Annotated in this window: 20 protein-coding genes; 19 read left to right on the top strand and 1 reads right to left on the bottom strand. The window is 34.8% G+C overall.

Annotated elements, in window-relative coordinates:
* The first annotated feature begins 173 nt into the window (after positions 1-173).
* The 17 genes from IGI67_RS05340 to IGI67_RS05260 all read left to right on the top strand — a co-directional run bounded on the left by IGI67_RS05340 (position 174) and on the right by IGI67_RS05260 (position 23,775).
* Entirely contained in the window at positions 174-1,289 is a 1,116-nt protein-coding gene (locus IGI67_RS05340) for a tyrosine-type recombinase/integrase (protein WP_429957010.1), read from the top strand.
* Positions 1,290-1,821: 532 nt separating this feature from the next.
* On the top strand, positions 1,822-3,612 hold the full coding sequence (locus tag IGI67_RS05335) for a SpaH/EbpB family LPXTG-anchored major pilin (RefSeq protein WP_429957009.1): 1,791 nt from the start codon (positions 1,822-1,824) through the stop codon (positions 3,610-3,612).
* A 22-nt stretch (positions 3,613-3,634) separates the two neighbouring features.
* Positions 3,635-8,575 carry a SpaA isopeptide-forming pilin-related protein gene (locus tag IGI67_RS05330; RefSeq protein WP_429957008.1) on the top strand — a complete coding sequence of 1,647 codons (4,941 nt, stop codon included), beginning with the start codon at positions 3,635-3,637 and terminating at the stop codon, positions 8,573-8,575.
* 3 nt (positions 8,576-8,578) lie between these two features.
* Positions 8,579-9,253: a pilin N-terminal domain-containing protein gene (locus IGI67_RS05325; protein WP_429957007.1), complete on the top strand. Its 675-nt coding sequence runs from the start codon at positions 8,579-8,581 to the stop codon at positions 9,251-9,253.
* Positions 9,254-9,352: 99 nt separating this feature from the next.
* The gene (locus IGI67_RS05320; RefSeq protein ID WP_429958610.1) at positions 9,353-11,065 is read left to right on the top strand and encodes a class C sortase; all 1,713 of its coding nucleotides are present in this window, start codon (positions 9,353-9,355) and stop codon (positions 11,063-11,065) included.
* An 11-nt stretch (positions 11,066-11,076) separates the two neighbouring features.
* Positions 11,077-13,224 (top strand): glucosaminidase domain-containing protein, encoded by a 2,148-nt coding sequence (locus IGI67_RS05315; protein ID WP_429957006.1) that lies wholly within the window; start codon positions 11,077-11,079, stop codon positions 13,222-13,224.
* Entirely contained in the window at positions 13,178-13,744 is a 567-nt protein-coding gene (lepB, locus tag IGI67_RS05310) for a signal peptidase I (protein ID WP_277988913.1), read from the top strand. Before IGI67_RS05315 ends, lepB (IGI67_RS05310) begins: the two co-directional genes overlap by 47 nt.
* Before the next feature lie 581 nt (positions 13,745-14,325).
* Positions 14,326-15,513 (top strand): IS110 family transposase, encoded by a 1,188-nt coding sequence (locus IGI67_RS05305; protein ID WP_429956489.1) that lies wholly within the window; start codon positions 14,326-14,328, stop codon positions 15,511-15,513.
* Between the two features lie 219 nt (positions 15,514-15,732).
* Positions 15,733-16,134, top strand: coding sequence for a hypothetical protein (locus IGI67_RS05300; protein WP_429957005.1), 402 nt, complete (start codon positions 15,733-15,735; stop codon positions 16,132-16,134).
* A 41-nt stretch (positions 16,135-16,175) separates the two neighbouring features.
* Positions 16,176-16,724: a signal peptidase I gene (lepB, locus tag IGI67_RS05295; RefSeq protein WP_429957004.1), complete on the top strand. Its 549-nt coding sequence runs from the start codon at positions 16,176-16,178 to the stop codon at positions 16,722-16,724.
* 37 nt (positions 16,725-16,761) lie between these two features.
* Complete coding sequence (locus tag IGI67_RS05290; RefSeq protein WP_429957003.1) at positions 16,762-17,502, top strand: hypothetical protein; 741 nt, start codon at positions 16,762-16,764, stop codon at positions 17,500-17,502.
* A gap of 16 nt (positions 17,503-17,518) precedes the next feature.
* The gene (locus IGI67_RS05285; protein ID WP_429957002.1) at positions 17,519-18,595 is read left to right on the top strand and encodes a hypothetical protein; all 1,077 of its coding nucleotides are present in this window, start codon (positions 17,519-17,521) and stop codon (positions 18,593-18,595) included.
* 125 nt (positions 18,596-18,720) lie between these two features.
* Positions 18,721-19,437 (top strand): hypothetical protein, encoded by a 717-nt coding sequence (locus IGI67_RS05280; protein ID WP_429957001.1) that lies wholly within the window; start codon positions 18,721-18,723, stop codon positions 19,435-19,437.
* On the top strand, positions 19,437-20,939 hold the full coding sequence (locus IGI67_RS05275) for a hypothetical protein (protein WP_207106751.1): 1,503 nt from the start codon (positions 19,437-19,439) through the stop codon (positions 20,937-20,939). Before IGI67_RS05280 ends, IGI67_RS05275 begins: the two co-directional genes overlap by 1 nt.
* A 35-nt stretch (positions 20,940-20,974) precedes the next feature.
* Positions 20,975-21,754 (top strand): winged helix-turn-helix domain-containing protein, encoded by a 780-nt coding sequence (locus IGI67_RS05270; protein WP_429957000.1) that lies wholly within the window; start codon positions 20,975-20,977, stop codon positions 21,752-21,754.
* Positions 21,755-21,828: 74 nt separating this feature from the next.
* Complete coding sequence (locus IGI67_RS05265) at positions 21,829-22,368, top strand: STM3941 family protein (protein ID WP_207106752.1); 540 nt, start codon at positions 21,829-21,831, stop codon at positions 22,366-22,368.
* A 198-nt stretch (positions 22,369-22,566) separates the two neighbouring features.
* A complete protein-coding gene (locus IGI67_RS05260) occupies positions 22,567-23,775 on the top strand; it encodes an LPXTG cell wall anchor domain-containing protein (RefSeq protein ID WP_429956999.1) in 1,209 nt (402 codons plus the stop codon).
* 276 nt (positions 23,776-24,051) lie between these two features.
* Here the strand turns inward: IGI67_RS05260 and IGI67_RS05255 are convergent, their stop codons facing one another.
* Positions 24,052-24,324, bottom strand: coding sequence for a hypothetical protein (locus tag IGI67_RS05255; RefSeq protein WP_429956998.1), 273 nt, complete (start codon positions 24,322-24,324; stop codon positions 24,052-24,054).
* 417 nt (positions 24,325-24,741) lie between these two features.
* Here IGI67_RS05255 and IGI67_RS05250 point away from each other — a divergent pair, with 417 nt between their 5' ends.
* Together IGI67_RS05250 and IGI67_RS05245 are read left to right on the top strand one after the other, a co-directional pair.
* Positions 24,742-25,578, top strand: coding sequence for an AraC family transcriptional regulator (locus IGI67_RS05250; protein WP_429956997.1), 837 nt, complete (start codon positions 24,742-24,744; stop codon positions 25,576-25,578).
* 60 nt (positions 25,579-25,638) lie between these two features.
* A complete protein-coding gene (locus IGI67_RS05245; RefSeq protein WP_207110329.1) occupies positions 25,639-25,998 on the top strand; it encodes a rhodanese-like domain-containing protein in 360 nt (119 codons plus the stop codon).
* Positions 25,999-26,100 lie beyond the last annotated feature (102 nt).

The raw sequence follows: 26,100 nt of genomic DNA, 5'->3' as shown, positions 1-26,100 counted from the left end.
TTACATTGTAATCAATGTAATTCGTATAGTCAATAATTTTTTGGTGACATCTGAAAAATTATTATTACACGATATTAAATGTTTTTTTACGTTTATTTACTTAGGAAATAAGCTAATAAAATGTTTATTGTAAAAACCGTCTAAATAGCCGTCAAGAAATAGGAGGAAAAACATTGGTTCGCCGTGGAGAAAATATTTATAAAAGAAAAGATGGTCGTTGGGAAGGCCGCTATAAGAAAGGTCGAAAGGAAGATGGAAGAATTGTCTATGGATACATATATGGAAGAAGCTATCAAAGCGTAAAGGATTCATTATCTCTCTATAAATCGAAGTATAATAATAGTAAAGAAATCACAGAAGAATTATCCATTAATGTAAAAGAATGGATGTACCATTGGCTTTCACAGAATAAAAAATTCATAAAAGAATCTACTTATTCAGGATATAAATATAAAATAGACAAATATATTATACCAGCTATCGGCCATTTCGAGATGAATAAATTAACTATTCATGATTTGGAAAATATGATAGAAATTTGGCAAGAATCAGGGCTGTCTTCAAGCTCTATACGTGTAGTGTTTACAATTTTGCGAAGTAGTTTCTTATTTGGTGTAAAAAAGAAATATCTAAATGAAAATATCTGTGATCATGTGGACCTACCTTCGGAAAAAAGAAATAAAGTTCGCTCACTAACAATTCCTGAACAAAAGATGTTAGAAAATGAGGCAAGAAAAAGTATTGATGGTTTGGGTTTTGCAGTAATTTTTTCTCTTCGCACAGGGTTGCGAATAGGGGAATTGGCCGCATTAAAATGGGAAGATATAGATATGGAGGGAAATTATATATATGTGTCTCATACAGTGCAAAGGATACCAAAGCACAATGGAACATCAAAAACAAAAATTATTTATTCAACAACTAAAACACAGACGTCAATAAGAAAGATCCCAATGAGCGATGACATAAAAAAATGGTTGCTAAAGAGAAATAACACAAGCACACCTTATATTTTTTCTAACAATGAAACGCCTTGTGAACCGAGACTGATTACATATCATTTTCATAAAATTAGAGAAAGAGCGGGCTTAAACAATATCCATTTCCATCAGTTGAGGCATACTTTTGCGACAAGATGTTTAGAATCTAGCGCAGATATTGCTTCTGTAAGCTCACTTCTTGGCCATTCATCCATAAAAATGACCCTTGATATTTATGCTGATACTATGATGGAAAATCGAATTAAAGCTATTAAAAACATGGAAATGATTGTTAAAACAGCATTGTAATTAATTGTTTAGGGATGTTTTCCGTTTTCTATGAAAATATACAGTCACTAGTCTTCAAAAATTAAGGATACTTAAAAGAGAACTCATGATAAAAAAGAAATCCATTAAGTGTAATTCCACTGTTGGCTTCATTTCTTATCATGAGTTTTTTTATAATATCTAAATTCAAATTAGTTTATTAGCCGTCATGAACCGTCAGTAAATGGAAAAAAAGAGTAATTATCGGTATAAATAAGACATTTCTTGTTTGTACTAAAAAAAAGAAAAATTTGAGAATATATCCACTTTGTTAAAGATATATTCATCGCTAATCAACCTCATTTTACCACTAAAACGATAGTAATTAAACTTATTCAAATAATTCGATTTAGGCTAGTTGAGTAACAAGAAAATTTTCTAAACGTACTTTGTGGGAGGAGTGAAAACTATATCTAATGCTGTTAAGAAAAAACGTAATCTAATTTTAGATTACATTTATAGAATTGATTTTGGGTTTATTTACTAATTAAGAGGAGACGAGGGAAATAAATAAATGAAAATGAAAAAGGTACTAATTACTAAGATAGCGCTAACAACAACATTATTTACAAGCCTTTCTGTTATGGCACCAGTAGGGAACATTCTAGTTGCACATGCTGAGGGACAAAATATCAGCTCAAATGCTGTATCTGATAATACATCAGAGCGCTCAATTACGATATGGAAGTATGAAATCAATAATACATCTGAGCTTGGTGATAGAGGAGACGGTATTAATCCAGATCCAAGCAAAGCTCCTGATTTAAATGGTAAGAAATTGATGGAGGGTGTTCACTTTGAGTTAATCAAGGTGAAGCCTTTAAATACATCAGCTTTAACGGATCCTTTGAAACAAAAAGAAGGCACGGATTGGGAAGAAGATACTAGCTTTACTAAGATGACTGGCAAAACTGATGCTAATGGTAAATTGACGTTTGATGTTGGAACTGGAAAAGCAGCGGATGGTATTTACTTAGTTCGTGAAGTTGTGAATCCTGATACAGGAAAATACGATTACATGGATAAAGAGACAGGATCATTAAAAGAAATTAGTTCTCCTATGGCGCCATTCTTTGCTCATTTACCACAAACCCAACGGGATGATACGGGTAAATTGATTTATGATGTTCATGTTTATCCCAAGAATATTGTAACAGATACAGAATTAGATAAGACTGTTGAAGGCGGTAAGGGATTCTCAATTCAAGCTGGAAATTCGTTCCAGTGGGAAGCAACAACGAAGTTGCCAAGTGGGTTATATAACAAGGTGACACAGGATATGACAATCATCAATAGGTTTGATAGAGATGGTAATCCATTACCAGATTTAGATGTAGCAGCAGGAACAGAAATCTATGCGGATTATTTTGAAGTAGTCGATGAAATTGATCAGAGATTGGCTTTAGAAGATATTGAAGTAAGAGTTTTAGGAAAAGACGGTGTCACTTGGACAACGTTAACAAATGGCGATGAGTATAAAGTGTCATTAAATGGAACTACAATAGCTTCTCCAAATAAAGTTTCTGCTGATGCTAATTCAGAAAAAAAAGTACTTGTAAGTTTAACAAATGACGGTATGAAAAAGGTAGAGGAAGACAAGGATCAAAAGATTCAAGTTATTTATAAAGTGAAGGCTTTAAAAGACTTCAATGGAACAATTTCAAATAAATATGATGTAAATTACTTGATTCCAGGCCAAAAACCTTTTGAAGGTACGAGTGATGAACCGGAATATTTCGATGGTGGTTTTAAAATCAGTAAATCTTCAGAAGATAAAACGAATAAATTAGCAGGTGCTGAATTCTATATTTCTGAATCCGAAGAAGACGCCAAGGGCAAGAAATTTCTCGCTTCAGATGGTAAATCATACATCTTAAATAATGATGGCACAGCAACTCCAGCATTACCAACGGGTGTGACATTCTTGACAACTACATCTGATGCAGATGGGGTAGCCAAGTTTGACGGGTTAAAACTTGATTGGTTTACAGATAGTAATGGAGATGGGAAACAAGATCCTACAATTCCATCAGAAGCAACTTGGGAAAAGGATAAAATCAAGAAATCTTACTGGATTGTCGAAACAAAATCTCCATCAGGATATGAATTATTAAAAAATCCAGTTGAAGTTGTTGTAACCTTAGATTCACATAAAAATGTAGTAGTTGATGTAGAAAACAAAGAGAAAACAGACCTTCCATTTACTGGTGGGGACGGCATGACATTGATGATCGTGATCGCTTTAGGAGCCATTGCAATTGGTACCACAGCAGTTGTGATAGACAAAAAAAGACGTGCAGTATAGAGGCTAAGAAAGGATGGGAACAATGAAGAAAGTGAATAAGTCGCAAAAAATGCTTATAATTCTTCCCATCGTTATTCTTTTAGGAGTGTTCATTTTTGTGGTCACTCCTAAAGGTCCAATATTAAAAGCATTAAGCTCTCGTGATTTGGTTGATGTATCACCTATAGGAGATAAAAATGATCAAGATCAACTGATTGAGACGACTAAAAATAGCTCTTTGATCAAGGTCGTGGCAAAAGAGACTGGGATCTATAAGGTAAAAAAAGAGCCTGGTTATTCACTCACTTTAATAGATGAGAAAAACGAACAATTAACGGTTTCCATTCTCGATGAGAAGAATTATATGACTACTTTTTATGGTAGTGATAGTGGACAGGAAGCCTTAAGTGATTCAAAAACGGGAAGTTCAGAAATTAAGGAAAAGGCTCCCGAATTTGCACAGATTACATCCTCTGGAGAGCTAGATTCATACTATTTGAATTTAGAAAAGGGAAGCAGTCTATATTTGCGTGTTGAGCGAAATGGTTCAGATGCGACTAAAGTAGAGTTACAAAACCGAAAAGACGAAAAGAATAGTCAGGTACTTGTGAACTTTATAGTTGATAAGGAAACAAAAGAATCAACTAAGGGTAAAGAAGATTCTTCTGAACAAGTCTCCGAAGAAACACAATCTTCATTGACAGAGGAAAAGATCAGTTCATCCGAAGATGCTGTTGATCAGAGCTCATCGTCAGAGAAAACAAAGACTATTGAAAAAGAAAATCCGAAAGACATAGAAGAGAAAAATGAAAGCTCTACTCAAAAGAAAACTGAAGATGAGTCACCAGATCAGGCGTCAATAGTCTCACCAAAAAACTATGAAAAAGTATTGTTTGTTGAAACAAAAGAAACCGACAAAACAGATAAAGAACTTGAAAAGGGAGATTACACAGAAAAAGATTCTTTAAAAAAACCAGTTTTTTTTAAAAGCACCGCAACTCATGATGAGAACAAAACTAAATCTGAACAGGACTCACCAATTATTATCCGAGATGCCAATTTATCTGTTAAGACAGGAACAGCAGATTTTGATAATGATGATTCACCCGGTAATGATTCTAGGGAAGACAATGATATTGTTAGGACTTTTGATCAAATAAGTTATCTGACATCTTTTTCAATTCAAAACATTAAGAAAGACGTTGAATATACTGATATTCGATATCGTGTAATTGCTGAGATGCCCAATGCAGTGGAAGTAAAAGATTCTATACCACGAAATCATGGAGAAATTGCAAATGGTACATACATTGATAGTGCCGAAGGAGATTCCTCACAATCTTCTAGAGGGGTTATGGAGTCTATGATATCCGATTCTGGTCAAGTTTTTGTACCAGTAATTCTAAATGTTTATGGTTCTAATCAAGGTGTGAAAATACAGCCGATAATTAAGTTGGAGATAGTGGATGCGAAGAATGTGAAAACTGGTGAAATAGAGAATATTAATGCAGTATATGATATGAATTCTCTATCGAATTTAAAATCACCCATAACAACAGTCTCAGCAAAACCATCTGTAGGTGTTAAATTGACTCAGGGAGAAGTAAAAGATAGCTCTGTGTTTGGAGTAACTAATGATAAAGTGGCGTCCTATGATGTTGGGATAGCAACAACATTACAACCATTGCCTGGAAAAAAAGATTATAAGGGTTCAACTTTTCCAAAAGGACCAATTACTTATCAAATAAAGCAAAAAGGTAGCGCTAACGCCGGCGATTTAACAACTGCACAGTACAACCCATTTACAATGAAAGCATATGCACCTGCAATCAATAATCGAAGTCAAGGTTCTTGGAAGAAAACTGGAACAGTTAATGTCGATAAGTTTACAAGACCTTTAGATATACCTAATGCAAATACGGGAGCAATATATATGTCTCAACCCGAAGTAAATGTAGAAAAAATAGGTGTATATAACTCTGGAGATTTTGTAAGTACGAATGGAACATATACAACGGATGTTTCAAATAGTAATTATGTCGGTATTTTGAATCCATATACTTACAATATGACTGGAAACAGGACACAAACAGCAATGGCCAAAAGCTTCTCTAGTTTAGAAATGGTTTTTTATTGGGATAAAACAAAAACTATAAATGCGAGTCTTGCTAATAAATGGACACAATATACTATGACTTTATATGTCGATAAAGTTTCGTATGATGGAATATCGACATCTAATGATTCCTCTATTTCCTATCAAAATAATGTTACACCCTCTGGGAGTTATTGGGGCTATACTACAATTTTATCTCCTTCAGACAGTGGATACAAAATAGAAGGAAGTTATTATTCTAGTTCAACCCCAGGTCAAGGCAGAACCGTCGAAAATTTTGGTAATTCACAAGTTTCTACCGGACAAGCAGTATATTTATCTAGGTATGATGCTACATCTAACACTACTATAGCAAAAAGTTCAAATTCTATACTTGAATGGGATCCAACAGCATTCGAATATGATAAATCGAGAGCTGCACTTTTTGATCTATGGTCAACAAAAAATGGGAGTTATATTTTAAAGTATGGAATAGCAAAAAGTTTAAAACAAACACCACCTTATACAATGCGAGTATCGCAAGTCGATTCCGATAAACTTTTGTACGATTGGTATGATTCTCCTGATGAGGCAGAAAAACAAGGGAGCATTAGTGCAGTTTATGCTGAAGCAGCCTATGACCATGATCCAAGTGTCTACAAAAATTTGACAGTTGGAATGAAAGTACCTGTAATAGTCATAGCTAATTCTGGAGACAAAAGTAAAAGCGGTCAACCTATAGTGGTCACAGGCTCACATAAATTTTTTAAAGAAAATGGTGGTATTTTATATCAAGCACCAGCAGAAACAGCAAACAATGGTTATTCCTCAGCAAAAAATGGTTTTTATACAAATGTTAAAGGATATGGAACATATGTCCCGACAAGATTTGACAGTTCGGGGAATATTGTTGGTAAAGTCACTGATTACATGGATTATTGGAATTTTATTGGCGATAGTGCCTATGTAAAAAACATGGCTATTACTACTAAGACTGAGGTATTTGAAAAAGTTTATCAATCAAATCAAGATATTGATATAAAAGTAACCGGAGTAATGACTGGAAGTGATACGGTTACTTATGATGGAGCCCTTACAACCACTCTACCTAAAGGTATTTCTTACAAACCTGATTCTTCAGTCGATGGTAATGGGAATAAATTACCAGAACCTACAATCACAGTAAACGAGGGCGGAACAACAAGCCTTCGTTGGGTATTCAATGAATTAACTAATGACCAACGTAAATTAGGAATAGAAGTAAAATTTAAAGCAAAATCAGATTTTTCTCAGTTGAGTTTTAAAGAGAGTGGATATACGAATAGTCTTGTAGTTAAAACCGTTGGAGAAATGTGGGTTAGTGGGAATCCTACATTAAATGATAAAAGTACTGAAGGGATTCGCTCTTCACAAGATGATTTCATTATTATGCTAATTCAGCAAGTCATTTTAAGTAAGAAGGCCAATAAACCAGCGATCGAACTCGGAGAGACAGATCCTTTAGGTGTGGATAATACGATCACTTATAAAGTTAAGATACTCAATAATAGTGCTGCAGCAATTCCAGAAGCCAAGTTACTAGATGTCTTACCTTATGATGGAGACTCTCGTGGGACCAAGCTTTCAGGAGCTTATACGATTGAAGAAATTTCTGTTAGTGAGCCAGCAGCCACCATCAGTTATACGAATTCCTCAGCGGATGAAAAGACAGATCCAAATACTATTTCAGGATGGTCAAATTATGTCTCGGGAACAACTCCAGCAAATTCAATAAAGAATGCCAAAGCAGTTTTAGTCTCGATTCCTTCTTTAGGTGTTGGGAAAGAAGTTGAGTTGACTGTGAAGCTTAAACCTACAGATCAAAAAGCTGGAGATGTATTTGTCAATGATGCCAGTATGAACTCAAAGCTAAACCTGCCAATAGAATCACAAGCAGTCTGGACGCGAGTTTATGGTCGGGAGTTAACAGGTGTCGTTTGGTATGACGATAATTTAGATGGGTTAATTGGAAATAAATCAGCAGGCGGACTGGAAGAATTTGCTAAGGATATTCCAGTAAAACTTTATCGAACGAGCTTGGTTGACGAAAATTACAAAGACAAATTAGTTGAAGCTAGCTTAACAGGTGAGAAATTTGTTGACGCATCAGGGAAATCGCTAATTAAAACAGATGAAAATGGAAAATATACCTTTGCTGCAATACCTGAAGGAACCTATGTTGCGGAGTTTGTTATTGGCGATCGCGTAGAGAAAAAAGAATTCCATGTCACAAAACAATTAGTTGGAGACGACCCAACCAAGAATTCGAAGGCTGATCCGACAACCTATAAAACACCAGGATACAAGGCACCGCTATTAGAAAATTTAAATAGTATCGAAAATGTTGATATCCCTACGTACAAAATCAACAATGTGAATCTTGGATTAATTCGTCCTGCTACACTTCGCCTTTTCAAATTTGAAACTGGGAGTGCGGTAGATGCTAATGGGGATGGGAAGCTAAGCGATGAAGAAAAAGCAACTGGAAAACCGTTAAAAGGTGCGACATTTGAGATCTATAAAAAAGGAGAAACGACTCCACTTGGAACTGCAGATACAGATACTAACGGATATTTGATGTTTGAGTATCTATATAAAGGGAGTTATCAACTGAAAGAGATCAAAGCACCCGAAGGATATGAATTAATTAAAGAACCGATTGATGTGGAAGTTGTTGAAGGAAATCAGAATATTGCACTATTTGCTTCAGATGATAAATCCACAGAGTTACCATTCACTGGCGCAAATAAATGGGTACTTGGACTTCTGATTGGTGCAGCTATCACTATGGTGGCAGGTTTTGGTGGAATAACGTATTACTATCGTCAACCGAAAAAGAAGGGGGAGTAGAGAATGAAACAAATGTTATCTGGAGCTCTCTCCTTACTTTTTCTGATGATAGTCATTCTTGCTCAGGCACCTCAAGCATTTGCTGAAGATCAAGGAAGAAGCATAACAATCGTGAAATACAAGCTAACAGAAGCGGATTTGGCTGAAAATCCGTTGCCAATCGATGGGACGAAAATTGAAAAGGCAGTAAATAAAGAGGGTAAAACGTTCGAACCGCTATCTGGAATAAGTTATGAAATCACACGTGTGTCTCCTGTAAATGGAACAACTCAGTTTGAGCCTGTACAGGGAACAGATGCCTTTAGTAAGACAATTACAACGGATGATAATGGGCAGGCACAACTTTCCGATTTGGTCCAGGGGACTTATCGAGTAATTGAAAAAGCTCAGGATCAAATCAAAGAGCCAATGGAGCCAGTTATATTAGAGCTTCCTTTGCCGCAGCGTAGTGGACAGTCATTAAATGATGTTTATCTTTATCCAAAATCGAGTATAGCTGGAGCAACTGTAATTGATCCTAAGGAAATAACTACGGAAAAAGGTACCAATCCCAAACGTATTCCACAAACGAGCGGAACGATTGGTTCATACAATTCATTTTATGTGATTATCATTTTTCTAACTTTGATGGGGTTTATAGGTATTCGAATGCTGCGATCCAAGAAACATTATTACTAAATGTATCTAGAGGAAGCGTTGGAAATCCACGCTTCTTCTTTTAAAAAGAAGGGGAGAGTTCTGTTGGAAAATCGAAAAAAAAAATCCCATTCTTTATTAATGAAATTTGCGATACTAATGATTTTTTCTGGAGTAGCTATCCTTTTGTATCCAATCGTTGGTAATTATTTAGCGAATCGTGAACGAAGCCAAGCTTCTACTGCTTATGATAATGCACTCGAACAAATGAGCAAAAAAGAGCGGGAAGAACAGTATAAGTTAGTGAAAGAATACAACAAATATATTTTCGGTAAGCAACAAGGAAAAGAAGTTGAACCAATTCTTTATGAATCAGTATTAAAAAATAAATCAAAGGTAATGGGAACCATTGATATTCCGGCTATTGATATTGAAAAAATGCCTTTCTTTCATGGAACATCTTTTAAAACATTGGATAAAGGCCTGGGGCACTTAAAAGAGTCATCTGTACCGATAGGTGGTAAAGATTCAAGAGCTGTTATAACTGGACACAGTGGAGTTAAGAACCAAGTTCTCTTTACTGATATCCGAAATCTTACTGAAGGAGATCTCTTTTTCATCAACATTCTGGGAAAGCGATTAGCATATCAAATTGACTCTTTTGAGGAGATTTTACCGAGTGAAGCTGAAAAAGTAAAAATTGTTCCTGGAAAAGACCAAGTGACATTGCTAACGTGTACCCCGCCTGGAATTAATACATATCGATTACTTGTTACAGGTCATAGAATTCCTTATAAAGACGCTATGAAAAAGAGAATCAAAAAGCGTAACTTATGGAGTTATCAAACGATTGTATTAGGAACAATAGGAATCAATTTGTTACTATTTTTAATTTTAGTCGCGATCTATCGTTATCAAGTGAAACGATTTAGATCAGATAATCCTAAAGTTGTCGAAAAAGCTAGGAAGCGGTTGAGATTGCTTTTCAGAGTAACAAAGGGATATTTTGTTTTACTATTTGTTATTATGTCAGCGGTTCTTGCAGTAGCAATCTATGGATATGCTCATATGCAGCAGGAGACTACGGTCTCGGCCGTGGATATAGGTAGAGAGGAGTCATTGAGTAACTACAATTTAAACAAAATAAGTACGGCTAATTATGAAGAAAAGCAAATTGCTAGCGTTAGTGTAGCAGATTATGCACATGCTAAGGCTGTGACAAAAGATACGATCAATAATTGGGGAATTGGAAAATTAGTAATTCCAGATGCACAAATTAATCTCCCCATTCTAGCCGGACTTGCAAATGAGAACCTCTTAACAGGAGTAGCAACCTACAAATTGGATCAACAGTTAGGCAAAAATAATTATGTATTGCTGGCTCATAATATTTATGATCAAGACTTACTCTTGCACAGAATAGAAAAACTAAAAAATGGAGACAAGATTTACGCAACAGATTACAGAGATATATACATCTATGAGGTAAATCTTAACAAAGTTGTTAGAGACATAGAAGTGTCTTATATAGAGAAATCAAACGAGCAAGAAGCAAAAATAACTTTGGTTCGTTGTGAAGGAAACATAGGTACTATTTATCGTCGGGTAGTTCAAGGGAAGTTAACTGGCGTTCAACCATTGGATGATTCATCAGAAAACCAAATGAAACAGATGGATCTAAAAAAGAGCGAAAAAAAATCAAACGGTGTAGTAGTAAAAAAGGAGCCTGTAACAGAATTTGATAGTTTCTCAATGGCTATTGCTGCAAGATTTGTAGCAGATCCATTGCAAACAATTATTCCAATGTTCCTATTTTTCTTATTACCCATTTTATTTTTCAGTCTAATGCGCTAAGGAGAACAATGATGAAAAAGAAACTATTGAGTATATGCATTCTTGGGATTAGTGCATATACCATTCATAATCTATTTGGAGAAAAATTAAAAGCAGACGAGCTTTCGATAGTTGAAGAATCCAGTAACGTGATTGAATATAGTCCTACTGTTGAATCTTCAAGTAAGAGCATTCAAAGTGTTAATGCACAAGAATCCTCTGAAAAAGGGACTATTGAAGAAGTGGTACCTTCTGCTGAGCAAAAAGAAGAAGACCTACAGTCGACAGCCCCACCAACAAAAACAAATGAAACTTCAGATAACCTGAAAACATCTAGCAATGAAATCAATTCTAGTAGTGAGCTTTCTTCGACGTCAACGAGTAGTACTCTCACGACAGAGACTACAAGCACTTCAACTGCTGAAAGTGGTTCAAGTGAGACGACATCGAGTAGCACAACAATGACAAGTGAAATGAGTTCTTCACAAAGTAGTAGACCTGAAGAGTCATCAACAGCAACTTCTAACTCAATACAGGATTCGAAAGAGTCTTCGGAAGTAGTCGAAGGTACTACAAACTCGGAAAAAAAAGAGCAGAAATCCGAATCAATTGTTGGTAGTTCTAATCAAACAGTCGTTCAATCTCCAGATCCAAGCCCCTTTTCTGTGAATATACAATCGATGTTACCTACTTATAGTCACCCTAGCGAATCATCGGTACTTTCTTCTAAAGAAGCTAAAGTCGAGTTGGATGAAGCACTTCAAGTCAGCAAAGTAGCAGAGTCAGATTTGAAAGGATTCGAATTACCTCTTTTAGGAACATTTGAAAACAAAAATAAAGCGATCCTCGTCTTTGAAGGAATCAAATTAGTTGGAAAAGAGAAAGAGACCGATTCACAGGTTAACTCTGTAGAAAAGCTGTTAAATCAACTTACTTCAAAATTATTCGGAGAGGATTTTGAACATGTTAAAAAGGCAAACAGTAAAACAAGAGAACCAGGTGACTTGTTATACAAGAAGAATACTCTTGTTGGCATGTATTTAGGCGATGATCATTACTTAAGTTATGAGCAGAAAGAGAAGGATGAGGATGACTCTTATGGAGAGGTCGTTATTGAACAATTCACGTCGGAGGAACCAGAAACGTTATTTCAGTATAGCGAAATGATAGATCTAACTGCAACTGATTATGGAAAAGAAGTAGAAAAAAACTATCCGGCTTCTATGGATTTTCAACCAAATGATCAAACGGCTGCATTTATTGAGGAAATTTCCGATAACGCACAAGATTTAGGGCTGAAATATGACGTGTTTGCATCAGTTATGATCGCTCAAGCGATACTAGAAAGCGGCTCAGGAACAAGCCAGCTATCTATTGCTCCTTACCACAATCTTTTTGGTATAAAAGGAACGTTTAAAGGCTCTTTTGTAAACTTTTCGACGCAGGAAGATGATGGTAGTGGTGAAATGCATTCTATTAATGCGGCATTTAGAAGTTATTCCAGCTATGGAGAATCCTTAGGGGATTACGTTACACTGATCCGTTCAGGAATACAGGGAAATGAGAATTACTACTCAACTGCATGGCGATCGAATGCGAAAAACTATTTAAGAGCAGCTGACGCACTAACAGGAAGATATGCGACTGATACTTCATACAATAGAAAAATCAGTTCGTTGATTGCTGCGTATCATTTAACACAATATGACGTTCCTAAAAGTGTGGAGGGGACTCAAACAGGCGCTGTATTACAAGGGAAAGAGAACATACCAGAAGAGTATCGTTCAGCAATGAAATTCCCAGATTATGATGGAAAAAACTATAATTCTTCCGGTTCTTATCCTGTGGGGCAATGTACTTGGTATGCCTATAATCGTGTAGCCCAATTAGGAAAAAAAGTAGATGACTTTATGGGCAATGGCGGTGAGTCGGGGAGCAAAGGTCGAGCTTTAGGATATAAAGTTACACAAACACCAACTGCGGGATATTTGATTTCCTTCTCTCCAGGAACAGCGGGTTCTGATCCACGTTATGGGCATGTTGCTTTTGTTGAAGCCGTCACTTCAAACGGCATCTTAATATCTGAAAGCAATGTGATTGGTGGAACAATTATTTCTTATCGAGTGATAGATAATGAGCTCGCTAAATCAACGCTTGTTTCTTATATTGAGCCGAAGTGATGTGGAAGGGAACTCTTCAGAATTGAAGAATAAGACTATAAATATCGGATTTATAACATGTCTAATTCTTATGAGTCTTATTATCGTGTTTATCCGCACGACTTTTATCGTACATCCAATCTCTGGAAAATCAATGGAAGATACATTGAATAATGGAGATTGGGTACTGATAGATAAAAGAAAGGAATTAAAGAGATATGCCATTGTTGCTTTTTCAGATCATCGAAATGGAGACCTGTTAGTCAAACGAATAATTGGCCAACCAGGTGATTCCTATATCATTCAAAATAATGTGATGATTCTTGATTTAGGAACTAGCAATAGTTTTCAAACGACCATACAGATTGAATTAGAGAAGGACATCGCAAATGAATTAAGAAATCGAACAACAATTCCTGAGAATGCCTATTTTGTCATGGGGGATAATGTTGATATTTCTAATGATAGCCGTTCCTTTGGTTTTGTATCTAATAAACAGATCGAAGGGAGAATGGTAAAAGTCCTGTGGTCTAAAAAATAGACAGATTACTTAGAGAGGTGGAAATTGGTTGTTTGTTCTTATTGGGATATGCCTTGTACTTTTAGTCATAATGTTTGTCTTTATTTTCCATCAATTGGTGAAGCAACAGAAGTTAAATCAAATTAAAAATAATAAAAATTCTCCATCAGAATTACTTGAAAAACTAAGCTTTTATGAAAAAATTGAAGATCAAAAACAAAGGAAATACAATCAGTATAATTTTCTAACCATGATAATCAGTTTATTCATAGTTTTGTCGATTATAATACTCCTTGTATATTAGAGTTAGGGTTTTAACCTTCCGGTTTTGATTGGATAACCCTATGAACCATCGTTATTTAAATTTGGTATTAACTCATTCATTTTGAGATAATATATTTATTGGATTGAGAGGCTATGCCGTTTACTCCTTGAGTTTTTGAAGCTCGTAATCGAAAGACTGGCACCTCTCTCTGATAAGTGGATCACGTATGAGTTAGATGTTGAAAGTTTTTGCTTTACTCCGTATCTCGTACAAGGTAGTGACGCTTTTCAGTTGAGTGGATTTCAATCCAAAATATTTTTTTAGAAAGGTCAAATGCATGTACTTCTTAGGAATTGATATCGGCAAGCGAACCCACGTAGCTTCTTTAATGAGTAAAGAAGGTAAGGTAATATTAAAAGGTTTTTCTTTCCCTAACACTACTGAAGGAGCTGACTCACTGATTGAGCGGATTTCAAAATATTCAGAGACTCCCGCTGACTTTGTTGTCGGAATGGAGGCTACAGGGCATTATTGGCTCTCTATCTTTTCATACCTCCACGAATCAGACTTTTTGATTCACGTTGTGAATCCTCTTCAAACCGATGGCTGGCGCAAAGGAACAGAAATCAGAAAACGAAAAAATGATATTATTGATTCTGTTTTGATTGCAGACTTAATGCGTTATGGTTCCTTTGTAGAAACAGTATTGTCTGATGAAAATGTTTTTTCGTTAAAACAACTTTCACGTTACCGAACCTATTTAGTAGGTACCGTAAGCGACTTCAAACGAAAAATCATAACTATACTAGATCAAGTGTTTCCTGAATATACATCAATTTTTACCAAACAAAGTATTTTCGGAAAAGCGTCTAAAGAGTTATTGCTTGAGTTTAGTTCTCCTGTAGAGCTAGAAGAAATTTCGGCAGAAACGTTGGCTCAATATTTAGCTGAGTTAAGCAGAAACCGAATAAAGCCAGAGAAAGCAGATCAATTGAAGCAAGCAGCTTCTAACTCCTTTGGAGTAAAATTTGCTCAAGAAGCTTTTACATTTCAATTACGCTCCATGATTGAACAATTGAAATTCATCGAAAGCCAAGTAAAGGAGACTGAAAAAGAAATTAAGCGCATAATGAGCGATTTAGACTCCGTTATTCTCACAATCCCTGGAATCGGTCCCATAAATGGCGCGACTATTCTTGGTGAAATTGGAGACATTCACAAATTTTCTAATCCGAAAAAACTGGTTGCTTATGCTGGCATAGACGCTTCTGTGTCCCAATCGGGGCAATATGAAGCAACACATAATGTTATGAGCAAGCGTGGATCTCCTTACTTACGAAAAGCCCTGTTTTCAGCTGCTCTGGTTGCTTCTCAATGTGATCCTGTTTTTCGCGCGTTTTATCAGAAAAAAATTTCTGAAGGTAAGCATCATCTGACGGCCTTAGGTGCTGTTTCTCGTAAGCTTTGTTATGTAATCCATGCTATTTTGACTAAAAATGAACCTTATAAGATTGTTTCCGATTAGCTATTGAACAATCAAAAAAAATCTAATAGTGGAAGGTCTATTTGTTGCACTCATTTTTAGACTTAATTGTTATAAAATATTTTTTTTATTTAGCTATTTTTCACTTGACTCTATATAGTTAGTCTTTCAAATAAAATCATATACACAAAAAATCAAGTTCAACAATTACAGGAAGAAATTCACACATTAAAAGTAGAACAAAAGCAGCTTATTTCCAAAATGCCGGTTAAGCAGTATCCAGAAGAAGGACTTGAATTAAACAAATTGGAATGGGCAAAAATTTTTGACCAAGAGGGGTCAAGTAAAACGCAAATGAAACTTGAGACAGAAGTAGCTGCTAAGATGGGCCCATATTTTGGTATATCAAGAGTATTGACTAATGTAGAAAAGTCACCTAAATCATTGTCAATCTCTTTGATAGGAAATACTCAGGAGGAAGAAAACAAGAAATTGATTGAAAGGAATATTGAGTGCTTTGTGCAAGAAGTAGAAATGATTCCTCAATTAATGAAAATTCATATAAAAGTAATGAATACAGAAGGTAAGAAAAATAAAATTCTAATTAATAAAACATACTCACGGCAAAAGTCAGACGATGCATTTACTATCCAAAAAAAATAGAAATAGTAGAGGCAAAATATTGGAAAGGAATACCGTAATTTATGCCAAATGTCCGATCACGTCAAGCAAAAAAAGCAGAGAATCCTTATAAACGTTCAGTAACTAAGAGTCTTGTTCTAACTATATTGACCCTTTTCTTGTTAGTTGTCATGTTTATCTCGGGACAGTTTGTAAGAAAAACATACAGCCTTCATCCTATTTCTGGCACTTCGATGGCGCCAACGCTGACAGAAAAAAACATGGTACTAGTAAAAAAGAAAGCGAAAATCATGCGTTATGATGTGATCGCCTTTTCAGTTGATGGTGAAAAAGAAAAATTTGTTAAACGAGTGATTGGAATTCCAGGAGATAAACTGTTTATTCGAAATGATCGAATTGTTTTGAGTATTGATGACTTTGAGACAACTTATACTTTTCAATTGTCACCTTCAATTTCAGAAGAGTTTAAAGACTTAACAACTGTTCCTAATGATATGTACTTTGCTATTGGAGATCATGTCGATGTTTCTAAGGATAGCCGAGCATTTGGTTTTGTTTCTAAGGAATCAATTGAAGGGACAGTTCAGTTTGATTTTCCAACATTAAAATAAAAAAGGCTAGAAATAAAGTGAAAAGAGGAGAAAAGTGGTGATTGTAAATTGGGTTAGCGTAGGAGTGCTCATTGCAGTGTTCATAATAGCTTGTCGACGGATAGCCATCAAATGGCAAATAGAAAGACTGAGGCTACCTCGAAACTTACCGTTATCTTTTCAAAGAAAGCTTGATTATGTGAAGCAAATCGAACAAAGCAAACACGTGTCAGCGCTATTATTTTTGACTCTATTTTTAGGAGTGGCATTATCTCTTAGCACGTTTAGTTCATTTCAATTGAACAAGCAATTGTATGCCTTGGAAGAAAAAAACAATGCACTTGGAGATAGGCTATACAAAGTAGAGAAAGAACAAAAACAGATGAACACTAAATTACCTATTAAGGCATATCCGCAAAAGGGGATTGGATTAAAAGACTATTCTTGGGAACAAATATTTGCTGATGAAAATCGAGAGAAACAATATGAAATTGAGAATGACATTTCAGAAAAAGTTGCTCCCTACTTTGGTCTGTCAACGACACTGATTGTTTTAGATATTCCCACTCAAACACTAAATATTGCTTTGGCTGGGAACTCTGGAAGTGAGGAAAATAAAAAACAAATAAAAGATAATATAAAAAACTTTGCTAAAGAAGCAAAAGATATTGAAAAGTTAACTCAGATTACTTTTCAGATGAATTTGTTGAACGACAATAATAAAAAAAATATGTATAGTTGTACATTCTCACGTGAAAATGCAACTGAGAATTTTGTATTAATCCAAGAGGATGAATGATGAAAGAGGGAGAACAATGAACGCACAACAAAAGAAAAATGGCTGGTTCTTTAATAAGAACATTATTGATGAAATTAATTCTGTCCCAGAGGATGTAATGGTGAACACTCCTGTGATGCCAACTATTGATACAAAAAATGATGAGGTTGCAGAATTGAAGCAACGATTAGCAGAAAAAGAAGAAGCTTTTGAACAGTATAAGAATGACATAAAAGAAGAGAAACGACGTCTCATTAGAGAAAATGAAAGTTATAAACAAACGATTCTAAAAAATGGAGAAGAAAAAACGCAAAATCGGCATCAAATTCAAAATTTAGAAGCTGAAATCCGTCAAAATCGTAAAGAAATTCAAAGCTTACAGGAAAATCAAAAGTCTGGTGATTTGAAAGAAAAATTAGATAAAGCTGAGAATAGGATAATGGAACTAAATGCATCATTGGAGCATTATCAAACTGTCGAAAATGAATTGAACAGGTATAAAGAAAAGTATCATGAAATTGAAATGCAACAGAAGTTTGTAGACTCACAGCATCAAAATGCCGTTCAGAAAATAGAGAAACAGCTTCTAGAAGCCCAAAAAACAATTCAGGAAAAGGAAGAAACGATTCATCAAATTGAGAGAGGTTTCAATGAAAGAGAACAATCTATTCAAGAAAAAGAAGCGTTGATTCAACGATTACTCGAGGAACAGCGAGATTCTTCTATTGAGGGTGAAGTAGTATCTGATCTGCAGCGTCAAATTATGGTTATTCAAAAAGAAAATGACAAACTAAAGCAGGAAGCACAATATTCTCAACATGAGATTGGAGAAGTCTTGGTAGCCGCACGCAAGCAAGCGAATCGAATGGTAGAGAAAGCCAAATTGGATGCTCAACGAATTATCCAGCATTCTGAAGAGGAAATTCAAACGATTCAAGAACGAGCAAAAGAAATTTCATTTGAAGTCGACGAATCTCGACAGGCAATAATGGTCATTTATGACGAGCTAAAAACGCGTGTTGATCAGTTAGCTAAGAATGAAGTTGTCTTAGCAGAAGAAGCATCAAAATTTGATTATTTTGATTATTCTAAGTTATCTGCATCCTCTAAATAAGTATCTTGATGAGAAAAACGAGAACAAAGAACTTCAGAATAAAAGATTCTTTGTTCTCTAGAGCTGTACATAACATATAAGTTTTCTCATTAGAGTAATTATTGTAAATCATGTAGGAGGGGGCAATGAGAGTGATTACATTAGGGTGTTTGTTTATCATGGGAATCATTTCTCTTTTCTTAATGTATCGTATGCTGGTTCATTTTCGATTGAATAGGGTCTCAGTCAATAAGAGTTCGCGTTTGTTTAAATTGAAACTGACACAATTCAAACAGAAGGAGTTACGAAAGAGTCTCATTTATTTATTGGTTGGGTCGTCAGCATCAATTATAGTATCCATTGTTACAATTTATCGCTTAGAGATAACTATGAAAGATATAACAACTAATAATCGTATGCTTCAATCTGAAGTCCGCTCGATGAAACAGAAGGGAACTCCAAGCGCGCTACTTGAAGAATATCCAACGTCAGGCATAGGGTTAAAAAAAAATTTAGTCAGTAATAATCAAACGATTGAACATAAAGAAAAAGTAGAACATTCTATATCCAACCAACTTCACCCATATATTGATAAAGCTAATTTTGTTTTTTCATCAGGTAGCGAGTCCGATACATTTTCTATTCTATTGACAGGATCTGTAGAATCTAGAAATGCTAATCTAGTCATTCTTGGTCAAAATATTTCTGCATTTATAAGGGAAATCTCAGAGATCAAAAATATTTCTGAAATACAGATTAATATTAATGACCAAAATGGAAATGATTTATATAAAGGAAGCTATATAAGAGATGATGAAGGACAGTTTAGATTTCAATCGGAATTGAGGAAAGGAAAAGGTTGATGGCTAAAAACAATTGGTTTTTCAATAAAAATTTGATTGATGAAATAAAAGAGTTTACTAATGATGAGATAGAGCAGGAACAGTTAGAACTTGAGGATCAAGTAAAGGAAAATGAACATTTAAAAGAACAACTCAACTTAACAATACAGCGACAAGAAGATTATTTATCTGATAATCGTCGTTTGTCTAAGGAACTGGAAGAGCTGAAAGAAGCTCATAAGAAGATACTTCAATCAAAAAAAATCCAAGAAACGACTTATAAAGAAAGGATCGAACAGCAGGAACAAAGAAATACTCAATTAACAGAGGAAATTACAAGCTATGAGGAAAAACAAAAAGAATTTGGACAATTCAAGGATAACTATGAAAAAAACAAAGTAGAACTTCTTAAAGCAAACGAAATAATAGAAAAACAAGAAAAAGAAATTTCAACCCTCAACGAACGATTTGAACAATTAAATCTAGAAAGAACAGAACCCCAAAAAGCGTACGAGCAATTAAATGAGTATTGTGAGAAGCAAAAAGCATTGCTTTTGGATTCTGAAAATCAACTAAAGAAGGCGAAAAAACAACACTTTGAGAGTGTTCAAAGATATACGAGCATTATTCAGCAGGTCAATCGATTAGAAGAAGAACGCGGAGAATTGAGAGGTCAATTGAAGCAACATATCGTCAAAAATAAGCAATTGGAGGAGCGACTAGTCAATATGGAGGGTAATATAAAGGAACTTAATAAGGAAAAGCAACATTTAGAAGAACAACTTAGCGAAGAAAAAGAAGAGTTGAATGAAGCTTTACATCAAGCTCAAGAGAGAATCACTTTGATGGGAGCAGAGCTTGCTGACAGGAAAGAGAATGCCGATTTAGACGAAAAAAATAAAGAGTTGAGAATAGACTTAACAAAAAAAGAAGATGAAATCCTTCAATTAAAAAAACAAATAGAAGTCATGCAAGAAGGACAATCGATTACTGATAACGCCGATCTTATAAATGAATTGAACGAAAAAGTGGAAGAGTTAGAAAATAATTGTGAGGCGATACATTTTGAGAAAGCGGAACTATCTAGACGTTTAAAAACTACAGAAGAAGTCATCCAACAAAAAAATCAACAATTAAAGCAGTTTGAAGAGTTACTTGTCAAACAATCAGAGGAAGTATCTTTTTCTCCAGAAGAATTAGCACAAGCAAAGAAGCAAATCGAGGAACTGACAAAAGAAAATGAACAATTAAAAGTTGAATCTACAAAAATTCAATTAGAGATTGGCGAAGTATTGTTTTCTGCAAAAAAACAGGCAAATCGTACGATTGAAGAAGCACAATCCGAGGCAAAACATCTAATTGATGAAGCTGAGTTAGAAGTGGAAACAATCGGTAATCGCGCAAGAAAAATTTTGTTAGAGGTTTCTGAGTCGAAAGATACGGTATTAGATATATATACAGACTTGGAACAAAAAGTTGAACGGCTTGCTAAAGGAGCGCTATTAAATAATAAGCAAAATTAACTACTTTTATGAGAAAAGATTGGATGGGTTTGTATATGGATAGGATTTTGATTTTAACAAAGAATATTTTAATCGAACAAGAGCTTCAACATAAACTACAATTGTTAAATTATGAAGTGTATTGTTCAGTAAGACTTTTTGATGAATTGATACATCAAGAAACTACTTCAATTTTTTTAAATGTTTTTCAATATGTAATCATTAGTGAAAGTATTTGTGAATCAGAAGTAGCAAGATTATCGTCAGCACTGAATGATTCGTCTTTCAAGATTATTAGAAAAGTTGAAAAAAAAGTCACTGAAGTTGATCAGCATTTTTTAGAAACAGGTCTATTAAATGCCATTATTTCAACCAAGGATTCTCTTGATGAATTGAGAGAATGTTTATCAGTATTGAATTCTCTAACTGAGAAAAATGTTGAGCGTCTCAGTGAAAAAAAACTCTCTCAATTTTCTAGAAGTGCCTCATTACTTAAAGCACCTTCATTACAAATATCAGAAAATAACATTGATGATACGGCAGCTTATCATGATGTTATGTTGCATTTATCTCATACAGAATCTAGACTCGTATCGATTCTAGTAAAAGCTGGAAACAAGATAGTATCCAGAGAAGCAATCTGCCAAGAGCTTTGGAAAGAAGGACCAACCAAGTCCCATTTAGCTTCTCTTTCAAGCACGATTACACGCGTAAAAATAAAGTTCAAAAAAACACCATTAAAGGGAACTGCAATCCATACCATTTGGGGTAAAGGGTATCGTGTTGATCAGGAATTGTTAAGAATAGTTGAATCAGGTGATATCCTAATCAATTAAAAATTTGGTTGCTGAAGTATTCGCCATAATAAATTCTATAAAGAAAGGAGAATTATCTAATAAGAACAGAGTTTGTGGTGTATCAAAGTAGGGTAAAGCCAGTTGGATTATTATTCCTAATTCTTTTTTTATTCTTTACGGTGCTCTTGTCATTAGACATGTCACATGAACGAAATAGATATCTCTTATCAACATTGTTTTTATTAGGCATTTCCATTTTTTTACTTTCCAAAGTATCAATTGTTGAACTGTTCAAAAGGAAGAAGTTGGTTCTTCTAAATGATCAAGGCTTTTATTATTATTTGTCTCACTTCGATACTTACCCCATTTTAATCCCATGGACTAAAGTAAAAAAAATCAAGGAAAAACAAATAAAAGGGCAAGTAGTTGTTTCAGTCTATTTGGTTGATAACAAATTTCTCTTAGCGAAATCCTTCAAAATTCAACAAGAAGTAATTCAAATGAATAGAGCAATGGGATTAGGACAAATAAATATTAGTCTTCAATCAGCTAAGAATTGTACAAGTAAAGAATTAGTAGAAAAAATGAATGAATTTAGAGTGAATAGACATGCAAACCAAAGAATCAATGAAAAAGATTATGAGAATGAATAGCTTATTTGGCCTTTTTGACTAATAACGCAGTAACAGTTTAACAAGTATAAAAAGAGACATACAAGTGTATAAGATAATAAAAATTAGGGGAAGTAGTTAGAAGTGATAATTTTTTAATAGGAGGGAAGTTCACCATATTCTTTAGACAGCACTCGTCACTTCTATACTTTTTAAATATATATAAATAAGGAGATACTTATGAAAAATAGATTAAGGGTTTTAGGAATTACATTATTATGCGGACCATTTCTACTATCAGCTCCATTGTCATTTGCAAATGCGGAGTCAGTAGAAACAAAATCAAGCACATCAGTAGTAGTACCAGCTGCAGAAACCGAATCAAGCACGTCAATAGCAGCACCAGTACCAGCAACTGAATCAAGTACAACACCATCATTAGCAGTAAATGAAAACAATACATCTACGTCAGTGCAAGTGGATGAAACAACACCAAGCGTAACGAATGATGATGCAACTTTACGAGCAGAATTACAAAATTTAGTTAATCAGGGAAATAATGCTATTGCGAATGCGCACCTATACACCGAAGCTTCAATTGCTAAGCTACAGACCGCTGTGTCTAATGCTCAAGCGTGTCTAGATTATAATTTGGATTACTCAGTTTATATTAGTTCAATGAACTATGCGCTTAACTCGTTAGTGTTAATAACAACGGAACCAAGTACAACAGAGCCGAGTACAACGGAACCAAGTACAACAGAGCCGAGTACAACGGAACCAAGTACAACAGAGCCAAGTACGACAGAGCCGAGTACAACGGAACCAAGTACAACAGAGCCAAGTACGACAGAGCCGAGTACAACGGAACCAAGTACAACAGAACCAAGTACAACGAAACCAATCGTAACCAAAAAACCGTCTATTCAAGTATCCGATAAAACAATGTATGTGGGAGATAAATTAACGGAAAATGATATTTTATCCTGGGCAAAATTTGAGAATACAGAAGGGTTGAATTTTGGTTACGAAATTGTTGGAAGTCCTATCAAAGTGACAGTTCTAGGAAATACCTTAGTAAGAGCTGGCACTCATAAAATTAGATTCTATATTGAAGGTACTGATTTAAATGGAGAAAAAATCAATGTAGAAAAGATCATTACTCTGACAATTTTGGAGACAAAACAAAATATCGACAATAATGAAAGTAAAGAAAACCCTTTGGACATAGAAGATTCGAGAGCGGAAATAACAGATCCTGTGGAAACAGTGGTAGAGAAACCAAAAGCTATTTCCACCGCTACTAAATATGTAGAATCAGTAAGTTCAGAAAAAAGTAAACTTCCTGAAACTGGAGAAAGTAGTTCAAGCTCTTTGGTAGTGCTAGGAATTGCTTTATTAGGAATCAGTTTATACGTAGGAACAAAAAGTAGGAAAAAATTTATTTAACAATATCTATGATAGAAAATGATTAACTGAAAACTGTGAGTAATTCATGAAAGAAATAGAATTACTCATGGTTTTTCTTATTTTAAAGCAGTCAATAGTTTAACTTTCAAACATACAAACAAATTATTTCATTAATCTATATTAGGGGCTCAAGATAAGAACTGAAGAGACCTTATTATATTGTAAGCAAAAATCTTATAGAAAAGACCGACAATTTACATCAGATTGTCGGTCTTTACTGGCAGCTATTGGATTTGTGACCTATCAAAACAATGGCTAGTTTGTTTCAAATATCTGAGGAACAATCATATCAATTTTAAGTACTTCATCCTCTGACAAAACTTTCCCATCTTTTCTCCAAATAGAGATTTTGCGTTTTTCCTTTTCAAGGGCATAATTTTCCGCCACATATTTTGCTCGCTGATTATTCAAAAAGGTCTTAATGAAAATGGCACGTAATTGATTGAGGCTCAAGCCATTTTCTCCTTGTTTTAGGAATGGTGATTCGTAAATATACACACGTTTATCGTTTGAAATAGTTCCTCTCATTTTTAACTCCTTTGATACATTTAATAGCTTCATTCTAGCAATAAAGCTTTAGAAATAATAGCTTATTCAACTATTTAATTCAGAAAATGAAGGAATCAGAACACATAAAATTATTTAGAAGAATACTCAAGCCAGAAAGGATAAAACTACGAGAAATAATTGTATGATATTTTTATATTTGATGGTGAAGAGAACTTTAAAATGAAGGATACTTATGTTTTAATTTATCGATAATCGATTGATCGTTATATTATATAAATAATTATTTGTTGTTCGGTTAGGATAAATCCTTTAAATATTGAATGTTATGCTGATTTTTCATATAAGCTATTATGTTGACAGTTGTTATCTAAAAAAGATATGATCAAACTGAAAGTTATTCAATATTCATCATATTTAAGAGAAAGGCGGATAAAAATGGAACCCCGTATTCAGGAAATTATTACGTATATGGAAAAATTCGCTTGTGAAGGCTTGAAGGTAGAAAAGGTTGCCGAGCATTTTGGCTATAGCAAATTTCATTTTAGCAGAGAATTCAAAAGGATCACCGGTATTTCACCAAACGAGTATCTTTCTTCGCTCAAAATTGAAAACGGTATCGAATCTTTAGTTAATGGAGAATCCGTCATCAATTCTCAGCTGGATGCAGGCTATTCAAGTCCTGGGACCTTTACAACGACTTTTACTAAAAATACTGGACTGTCACCTAAAACCTATGCAAAGCAAGTAAATCATTTATTTGAACTAGTGAAGCAGCAAGAAGCTGTCGATGAAGACAATGACTCCTTATTCTACAGAAATCCCAACTTTCCAATCATCGTTAGTCCTTACAAATTGACCGTACATATCGAAGTACCTAAGGATTTTAAGGGAATCGTGTTTAGCGGATTATTTCTTAAGCCAAACCCCAATCATCAACCAATTATGGGGAGATGTCGGGTAAAGAGATTTGAGTATGATTTTTACCATCTGCCTCCTGGGACCTATTATCCGTTGGCTTGCGGAGTTAGGAGAAGTAAGAATCCTTTCCGATATTTTCAATTAAGCAAAGCCATGAGGGCCTGCGATGGGCAATCAGTGACTTTCCCATTGGAAAAGAACGAAGAATTGACTATCCAATTAAGAGAGCGGAAGATTAGCGATCCGCCACTGATCATTAATCTGCCCAATATTCTAGCAAACGGGATTAAACAGCAGTTGGCGAGAAATAGACGAAAAGTAAAGAATCGTTTTTTACAAAAGACAGCAAAGTAGAAGAAGTTTCCTCTTCACTGAACTGATAAGATTGGTTTATCAAAAACAAAGGAGCGATTGATGATGGAAAGAATGGATTATTTGCAGGCGGTTATTGACTCACAGAAAACACCGATCGAAGTATTTATGGGAATTCAAGAAAACAAGGATGCGTTTGAGGTGGTGGATGTACGTATCGGCGAACCAGAATTTTTGAAGGAAAAAATTGTGGGTGCGAAACAAATTCCACTCATGGCATTAGAAAGTCGGTTAAGCGAACTTGATAAGTCCAAACTAATTTATGTAGTAACATGGAATGCTGCATGTACTTTAGCGAAACAAGCAAGTATTCTTCTGTTAAATCACGGTTATCAAGTATTAGAGATTGGCGGCGGAAATGAAGCTTGGAAGGCAATGGGATTACCGATGCAGGAAATCTGATTAAAACAAGATAGAAATGTCTTATCAAGTCAACTTTTCCTTATCGAGCAACGATGAATGAAGAGTTGTGATGTTTGAAATTCGTATGAATAGGAAAATAAT

The sequence above is a fragment of the Enterococcus sp. AZ196 genome (assembly GCF_050498845.1).
In the GTDB taxonomy this organism is placed as follows: domain Bacteria; phylum Bacillota; class Bacilli; order Lactobacillales; family Enterococcaceae; genus Enterococcus_A; species Enterococcus_A murrayae.
This window is presented reverse-complemented; position numbering and strand designations above follow the sequence as displayed.